Origin of the sequence: Pseudomonas migulae NBRC 103157 (assembly GCF_002091715.1) — a bacterium.
Taxonomy (GTDB): Bacteria; Pseudomonadota; Gammaproteobacteria; order Pseudomonadales; family Pseudomonadaceae; genus Aquipseudomonas; species Aquipseudomonas migulae_A.
Map to the genome: position 1 here is coordinate 1 of NZ_BDAG01000083.1, position 7,369 is coordinate 7,369.

The following is a 7,369-nucleotide window of genomic DNA, read 5'->3' on the forward strand; positions in this document are numbered from 1 at the left end:
GGTTAAGATCTTTCGTCTCAACCGAGGCGCGCATTCTACAGCACCCTCTGTATCTGTCAAGCGGTTATTTTCAGAAGTTTTCAAAGTTTCCTTTGCAACTTCAACCACTTGCGCTTCCGATCTCTCGTTAGCGGGAGGCGAATTCTACAGCGTTGTTCGCTGCTGTCAACACCTCTTTTTCTCCGCTTTCGACCGAGAAGATCGAACCGTCAATCAAGCGAAAACACACTGCCTGACCAACTTCTTCTGGGCTTCGATGAACTGAAGCAACTCGCTGCCGAAAACTGCGTAACTCTTTGTTTACCAAGGAGTTTTCCGTTTCGACTGCGCCGGAAGTGGGGCGAATTATAGACTTCCAGAATCTGCCGTCAACCCCTGATTTCAGCTTTATTCGGATTTAAGCGAAATACGCGCAAACGCCTTCTTTCCAGCCTGACAAACATGGGTTGCACCCAGTACGTATATAAAGGTGCGATCGACAACCTCGCCATCTATACGAACACCGCCAGAGTTCAGGAGATCACGCGCCACCGCCGAATTCTTCACGAGACCGGCCTTATTAAGGACGGCAGCGATCGGCATATCCTCGGTAGCGGTCAATTCGATTTCCGGCAGGTCGTCCGGCAGCTCGCCATCCTTCATGCGATTACCTGCTGCACGGTGAGCACTGGCCGCAGCCTCCTCACCATGGAAGCGTGCAACGATCTCCTCGGCCAGCTTGATCTTGATGTCACGCGGGTTGGCACCCGCCTCAACATCAGCGCGGAATGCATTGATCTCATCCATGGAGCGGAAGCTGAGCAATTCGAAGTAACGCCACATCAGCGCATCAGGGATGGAAACCAGCTTGCCGTACATCACACCTGGCGCTTCCTGAATACCGACATAGTTGCCCAACGATTTGGACATCTTCTTCACGCCGTCCAAGCCTTCGAGCAAAGGCATGGTCAGAATGCACTGAGCCTCCTGCCCGTAACCACGTTGCAGCTCGCGCCCCATCAGCAGGTTGAACTTCTGATCGGTGCCACCCAGCTCGACATCCGCACGCAAGGCGACCGAGTCGTAACCCTGAACCAGCGGGTAGAGGAACTCGTGAATGGCGATTGGCTGATTAGTCGTGTAACGCTTGTCGAAGTCATCACGCTCGAGCATGCGCGCAACGGTGTACTGCGATGTCAGACGAATGAAGTCAGCCGGCCCCATCTGATCCATCCAGGTGGAGTTGAACGCCACTTCGGTTTTCGCCGGATCAAGAATCTTGAAGACTTGAGTCTTGTAGGTCTCGGCATTCTCGAGAACCTGCTCACGGGTCAGCGGTGGACGCGTTGCGCTCTTGCCGCTCGGATCGCCGATCATCCCGGTGAAGTCACCTATAAGGAAGATCACCTGATGCCCCAGCTCCTGGAACTGACGCAGCTTATTAATAAGCACGGTGTGACCCAGGTGCAAATCCGGCGCGGTCGGATCGAAGCCTGCCTTAATACGCAGCGGCTGGCCACGCTTGAGCTTTTCGATCAGCTCGGACTCGACCAACAGTTCTTCCGCACCACGTTTGATCAGCGCTAGCTGCTCTTCAACCGACTTCATAACAGACCCGCAAGGCTCGAATTCAAAGGGTACCAACCATACAAGATCGCGCGTCAAATACAAAGTTTGGCCGGCGCAATGACGCCAATCCGCTGGCAGAGTGACCACGGACTTGCTTCAGAGATGATTTGGTTATATTTTATACAGTTATTTCATCTTCATCATGTCATTCATCTTTTCCAATTCATCTTTTTTCAAAGTCAAAATTACCTATGACCAAAGAATCGTCTAAAGCGCCACCGCTTTACCCGAAGACCCACCTGCTCGCAGCAAGTGGCATCGCCGCCCTTCTGAGCCTGGCGCTTCTGGTATTTCCTTCCAGTGATGTAGAAGCCAAAAAGACGACCCTGAGTCTTGAACTGGAAAGCCCTGCTGAACAACTGACACAAGATCAAGACGCTGCCGACGTCGCCCAAGCCACAAATGAGCCGGTAACTTCCCCTTTTGCGCAGATCGAAGATAGCGCCGAAGAAGCACAGGAAACTGCCCAGACCAAACCCGCTCCGGTTGTCGAAGAAAAGAAGGCTCCCAACCACAGGGAAGTGATCGTCGCTAAAGGCGACACGCTCTCCACCCTGTTCGAGAAAGTCGGTCTTCCAGCCACATCGGTCCATGAAGTACTGGCCAGCGACAAGCAGGCCAAGCAGTTCAGCCAGCTCAAACATGGCCAGAAACTCGAGTTTGAACTGAACCCTGAAGGTCAGCTAATCAACCTGCATAGCAAGGTCAGCGATCTCGAAAGCATCACGCTGACCAAGAATGACAAGGGTTATGCATTCAACAGAATTACCGCCAAGCCTACTGTGCGCTCTGCCTATGTTCATGGTGTGATCAACAGCTCGCTGTCGCAATCGGCTGCGCGCGCCGGCCTGTCCCACAGCCTGACCATGGACATGGCCAGCGTGTTTGGCTATGACGTCGACTTTGCCCAGGATATTCGCCAGGGTGACGAATTCGACGTGATCTACGAACAGAAAGTCGTCAACGGCAAGGCCGTCGGCAACGGGCCGATCCTCTCGGCGCGCTTTACCAACCGCGGCAAGACCTACACCGCCGTGCGCTACACCAACAAACAGGGCAACAGCAGCTACTACACCGCTGATGGCAACAGCATGCGCAAGGCGTTTATTCGTACGCCTGTCGACTTCGCCCGCATCAGCTCCAAGTTTTCCATGGGTCGCAAGCACCCGATCCTGAACAAGATCCGCGCCCACAAAGGTGTCGACTACGCAGCTCCGCGCGGCACACCAATCAAGGCTGCCGGCGACGGCAAGGTGTTGTTGGCCGGTCGCCGTGGCGGCTACGGCAATACCGTGATCATTCAACACGGCAACACTTATCGCACGCTCTATGGCCACATGCAGGGATTTGCCAAAGGCGTCCAGACCGGCAGCTCTGTAAAGCAGGGTCAAGTCATTGGTTACATCGGCACCACCGGCCTGTCTACCGGACCACACTTGCACTACGAGTTCCAGGTCAATGGTGTGCACGTCGATCCGCTGGGTCAAAAGGTGGCGATGGCCGATCCGATTTCCAAAGCAGAACGCGCTCGCTTCCTCGCGCAGAGTCAGCCGCTGATGGCGCGCATGGACCAAGAGAAGTCCACCCAACTGGCTTCGAACAAGCGCTAAGCCATGACGCTCTATATTGGTGTGATGTCCGGTACCAGCCTTGATGGCCTGGACATCGCGCTGGTCGAGGTGGCGCCGACGATCAGGCTGATCGCCACGCACTACATTCCCATGCCTGACTCCCTGCGCACCGAGCTGCTTGGCTTGTGCGCCAGTGGTCCGGACGAAATCGCCCGCTCAGCCATTGCCCAGCAGAATTGGGTAAAGCTGGCGGTGCAGGGCATTCACACCCTGCTTGAACAACAAAATCTGAACCCCGAAGACATTCGCGCGATTGGCAGCCACGGCCAGACCATTCGCCACGAACCGGCGCGCGGCTTCACGGTGCAAATCGGCAACCCCGCCCTGCTGACCGAACTGACCGGTATCACCGTGGTCAGTGACTTTCGCAGTCGCGATGTGGCGGCCGGTGGTCAAGGCGCCCCGCTGGTTCCGGCCTTCCACGAAGCCTTGTTTGAAGAACAGGCCGGTAACCGCGCGGTACTGAATGTTGGCGGTTTCAGCAACCTCAGCCTGATCGAGCCCGGCAAACCGGTGGCGGGTTTCGACTGCGGCCCGGGGAATGTGTTGCTGGACGCCTGGATTCATCAGCAACGCGGCGAGAACTTTGATCGCGACGGCCAATGGGCCGCCAGCGGCAAGGTAGAACCTGCTCTGCTGAAAGCGCTGCTCGGCGATCCATTCTTCGTGACCAAAGGCCCGAAAAGCACTGGTCGTGAAGTGTTCAACTTGCCATGGCTGACACAGCATCTTTCGCAATTGCCGACCTTCGCCGCCGAAGACGTGCAAGCAACGCTGCTGGAGCTGACCGCACTGACCATCACCGAATCACTGCAAAACGCTCAAGCGGATACCCGGGAGTTGCTGGTCTGCGGCGGGGGGGCGCACAACGCCACACTGATGAACCGCCTGGCCAGGCTATTGCCGAACGCAAAAGTGAGCAGCACCGCCACTCATGGCGTTGACCCGGACTGGGTCGAAGCCATGGCCTTTGCCTGGCTGGCCCACTGCTGCCTCGAAGGCATCGCCGCCAACCGCCCAAGCGTCACCGGCGCCCGCGGCCTGCGCATACTCGGCGCCATCTACCCCGCCTGAAGCATAACCCCGGACAGCAAAACGCCGCATGACCCTGAGGTCATGCGGCGTTTGTTCATGCGGTGAAGCGCGATCAGATCGAGAACGAAGAGCCGCAGCCACACGTGGTGGTGGCGTTCGGGTTCTTGATAACGAAACGCGAACCTTCCAGACCTTCCTGGTAATCCACCTCGGCGCCTGCCAGGTACTGGAAGCTCATTGGATCGACAACCAGACTCACACCTTCGCGCTCGACAATGGTGTCGTCATCGGCCACTTCTTCATCGAAGGTAAAACCGTACTGAAAACCTGAACAACCGCCGCCCGTAACGAATACGCGCAGCTTCAAGCGATCATTCCCCTCTTCATCGACCAGACTCTTCACCTTGTGCGCGGCACCGTGAGTGAATTGCAAAGCCGTGGGGGTGAAGGATTCGACGCTCATGCTGACTATCTCCCGGCGTTACGCCGCCATAATGCGTGATGACGCGCATTATCCGCTTCTCCTAGAAAATCGGTCAACTATTGTTACGGTATATCAATAAACCCGATTGCCGGCGGGAAATGCAAAAAGGCCCGTTTGGCGGGCCTTTTTGCTGAGCGGGATAAAACCTTACGGCAGCATGCCGGCATGGGACAGGCCCAGACGTTCATCCAGCCCGAACAGGATGTTCAGGTTCTGCACTGCCTGACCCGACGCGCCTTTGACCAGGTTATCGATCACCGACAACACCACCACCAGATCACCGTCCTGCGGGCGATGCACGGCGATACGGCAGACGTTGGCGCCGCGCACGCTGCGGGTTTCCGGATGGCTGCCCGCGGGCATTACATCAACGAACGGTTCGTTGGCATAACGCTTTTCAAACAGCGCCTGCAGATCCACCGAACGATCCACGACCGTCGCGTAGAGCGTCGAGTGAATGCCGCGAATCATCGGGGTCAGGTGCGGAACGAAGGTCAACCCGACGTCCTTGCCTGCAGCACGACGCAGCCCCTGGCGAATTTCCGGCAAGTGACGGTGACCTTTGACGGCGTAGGCCTTCATGCTTTCCGACGTCTCGGAGTACAGCGAACCTACGGAAGCGCCACGACCGGCACCGCTGACACCGGATTTGCAGTCAGCGATCAAGCGAGTGGTATCGGCCAGACCGGCTTCGAGCAATGGCAGGAAACCCAGTTGCGTAGCGGTCGGGTAGCAACCTGGTACGGCGATCAGGCGAGCCTTTTTGATTTGCTCGCGATTGACTTCCGGCAAGCCGTAGACCGCTTCATCCAGCAACTCCGGCGCGCCGTGAGGCTGGCCGTACCACTTGGCCCATTCGTCAGCATCTTGCAGACGGAAGTCCGCCGACAGGTCGATGACCTTGGTCCCGGCCGCCAGCAGTTCACCGGCCAGCGCGTGGGCGACGCCGTGAGGCGTGGCGAAGAACACCACGTCACAGGCACCCAGGGTCTTGATGTCCGGAACGCTGAACGCCAGACCATCGTAATGACCGCGCAGGTTCGGGTACATATCAGCCACGGCCAGACCGGCCTCGGATCGGGAAGTGATCACCACCACTTCTGCCTGCGGATGCTGTGCCAACAGACGCAGCAGTTCGACACCGGTGTAACCCGTGCCGCCGACGATACCGACCTTGACCATAAACCTGCCCTCAACGAACCCACTGGAAAGCCGTCGATAATAGGGGCCGCGCGCGCCTGCGACAACCGTCAAGGTGACGTGCGGCCGCTCTACCCTCTACTATCTTCGCTACCGTGAACCTGGGAATAACTAAAAATGCTTTATCTGTGGCTCAAAGCGCTTCACATCATCAGCATGGTCTGCTGGTTTGCCGGCCTGTTTTACTTGCCGCGCCTGTTCGTCTATCACGCCCAAAGCGAAGACGCTGTCAGCAAAGAACGCTTCAGCCTGATGGAGCGTAAGCTCTATCGCGGCATCATGGGGCCCGCGATGATCGCCACGCTGATTTTCGGTATTGCGCTGATTGCGCTGAACCCAAGCATATTCAGCCAAGGTGCCTGGATTCACGCGAAATTGACGCTGGTGGTCATCCTGATCGGCTACCACCACATGTGCGGTGCGCAGGTAAAACGATTTGCCCGTGGCGAGAACACCCGCAGCCATGTCTTTTATCGCTGGTTCAATGAAGTGCCGGTTCTGATATTGCTGGCTATTGTAATTCTGGTCGTCGTTCGGCCGTTCTAACTTCAATCGGCACCACTCACCGGGGTACTTCCAATGTCGCTGCCCGCTTTGCTCGAACAACGTCTGCGTCTGCCCGTCGTGGCGGCGCCGATGTTCCTGATTTCCAACCCGCAACTGGTTCTCGCCTGCTGCCGTAATGGCGTGGTGGGCAGCTTTCCCGCGCTGAACCAGCGTGAAAGCAGCGGCTTCAAGGCCTGGCTGGAAGAAATCGAGGCGGGCCTGGCGACACTGGATAACCCCGCGCCTTATGCCGTGAACCTGATCGTCCACAACAGCAACCCGCGTCTGCAGGCGGACCTGGACATCTGCGTCGAGCACAAAGTGCCGATCGTGATCACCAGTCTCGGTGCGGTGAAGGAACTGGTCGACGCCGTTCACAGCTATGGAGGACTGGTCTTCCATGACGTGACGACACGTCGCCATGCAGAAAAAGCCGCCGAGGCGGGCGTTGATGGCTTGATTGCCGTGGCCGCGGGTGCCGGTGGACATGCGGGCACCTGGAGCCCGTTTTCACTGATTGCCGAAATCCGCCAGTTCTTCGACAAGACGCTGCTGCTGGCGGGGTGCCTCAACCATGGCCACGAGATTCTGGCTGCGCAATTGCTCGGTGCGGATCTGGCCTACTTCGGTACGCGATTTATCGGCACCGCTGAAAGTCATGCGCCTGACGCCTACAAAGAGATGCTGCTGAACGCAAGAGCGGCAGACATCATCCATACGCCGGCGGTCTCGGGCGTACCGGCGAGCTTTATGCGTCAGAGCCTGGAAGCTGCCGGTTTCGACATGGCGGCGTTGCAAAACAAGGGCGAGGTCAATTTCGGCTCCAAGCTCAAGCCATTGAGCGATGAAGCCAAGGCCTGGAAAA

General features: G+C 57.4%; 7 protein-coding genes and 1 pseudogene. 5 read left to right on the forward strand and 3 right to left on the reverse strand.

Going from position 1 to position 7,369, the window contains the following annotated elements; all coding sequences use genetic code 11:
* A pseudogene (locus PMI01S_RS31875) lies at positions 1–265 on the forward strand (hypothetical protein); the annotation flags it as partial.
* A gap of 122 nt (positions 266–387) precedes the next feature.
* Here PMI01S_RS31875 and tyrS read toward each other — a convergent pair.
* Positions 388–1,587 (reverse strand): tyrosine--tRNA ligase, encoded by a 1,200-nt coding sequence (gene tyrS / locus PMI01S_RS30545; RefSeq protein WP_084323885.1) that lies wholly within the window; start codon positions 1,585–1,587, stop codon positions 388–390.
* Between the two features lie 212 nt (positions 1,588–1,799).
* On the opposite strand from tyrS, the gene PMI01S_RS30550 reads away from it, so the two are divergent.
* Together PMI01S_RS30550 and PMI01S_RS30555 are read left to right on the forward strand one after the other, a co-directional pair.
* Positions 1,800–3,218, forward strand: a complete 1,419-nt coding sequence (locus PMI01S_RS30550) for a peptidoglycan DD-metalloendopeptidase family protein (protein WP_084323886.1) — start codon at positions 1,800–1,802, stop codon at positions 3,216–3,218.
* 3 nt (positions 3,219–3,221) lie between these two features.
* Entirely contained in the window at positions 3,222–4,313 is a 1,092-nt protein-coding gene (locus PMI01S_RS30555) for an anhydro-N-acetylmuramic acid kinase (protein WP_084323887.1), read from the forward strand.
* Positions 4,314–4,386: 73 nt separating this feature from the next.
* On the opposite strand, the gene erpA is transcribed toward PMI01S_RS30555, so the two are convergent.
* Positions 4,387–4,737 carry an iron-sulfur cluster insertion protein ErpA gene (erpA, locus tag PMI01S_RS30560; protein ID WP_007906865.1) on the reverse strand — a complete coding sequence of 117 codons (351 nt, stop codon included), beginning with the start codon at positions 4,735–4,737 and terminating at the stop codon, positions 4,387–4,389.
* 168 nt (positions 4,738–4,905) lie between these two features.
* The gene (argC, locus tag PMI01S_RS30565; protein ID WP_084323888.1) at positions 4,906–5,940 is read right to left on the reverse strand and encodes an N-acetyl-gamma-glutamyl-phosphate reductase; all 1,035 of its coding nucleotides are present in this window, start codon (positions 5,938–5,940) and stop codon (positions 4,906–4,908) included.
* 135 nt (positions 5,941–6,075) lie between these two features.
* Between argC and hemJ the strand changes: the two genes are divergently transcribed.
* Both hemJ and PMI01S_RS30575 read left to right on the forward strand, forming a co-directional pair.
* Positions 6,076–6,504, forward strand: a complete 429-nt coding sequence (hemJ, locus tag PMI01S_RS30570) for a protoporphyrinogen oxidase HemJ (protein ID WP_017341087.1) — start codon at positions 6,076–6,078, stop codon at positions 6,502–6,504.
* Positions 6,505–6,537: 33 nt separating this feature from the next.
* Positions 6,538–7,369, forward strand: an 832-nt coding sequence (locus PMI01S_RS30575) for an NAD(P)H-dependent flavin oxidoreductase (protein WP_084323889.1), incomplete at its 3' end; no start/stop codon positions are given.

Coding starts and splice junctions, on each gene's coding strand:
- argC (WP_084323888.1), bottom strand. CDS start 5,940: ATGGTCAAGGTCGGTATCGTCGGCGGCACGGGTTACACCGGTGTCGAA.
- erpA (WP_007906865.1), bottom strand. CDS start 4,737: ATGAGCGTCGAATCCTTCACCCCCACGGCTTTGCAATTCACTCACGGT.
- PMI01S_RS30555 (WP_084323887.1), top strand. CDS start 3,222: ATGACGCTCTATATTGGTGTGATGTCCGGTACCAGCCTTGATGGCCTG.
- tyrS (WP_084323885.1), bottom strand. CDS start 1,587: ATGAAGTCGGTTGAAGAGCAGCTAGCGCTGATCAAACGTGGTGCGGAA.
- PMI01S_RS30550 (WP_084323886.1), top strand. CDS start 1,800: ATGACCAAAGAATCGTCTAAAGCGCCACCGCTTTACCCGAAGACCCAC.
- hemJ (WP_017341087.1), top strand. CDS start 6,076: ATGCTTTATCTGTGGCTCAAAGCGCTTCACATCATCAGCATGGTCTGC.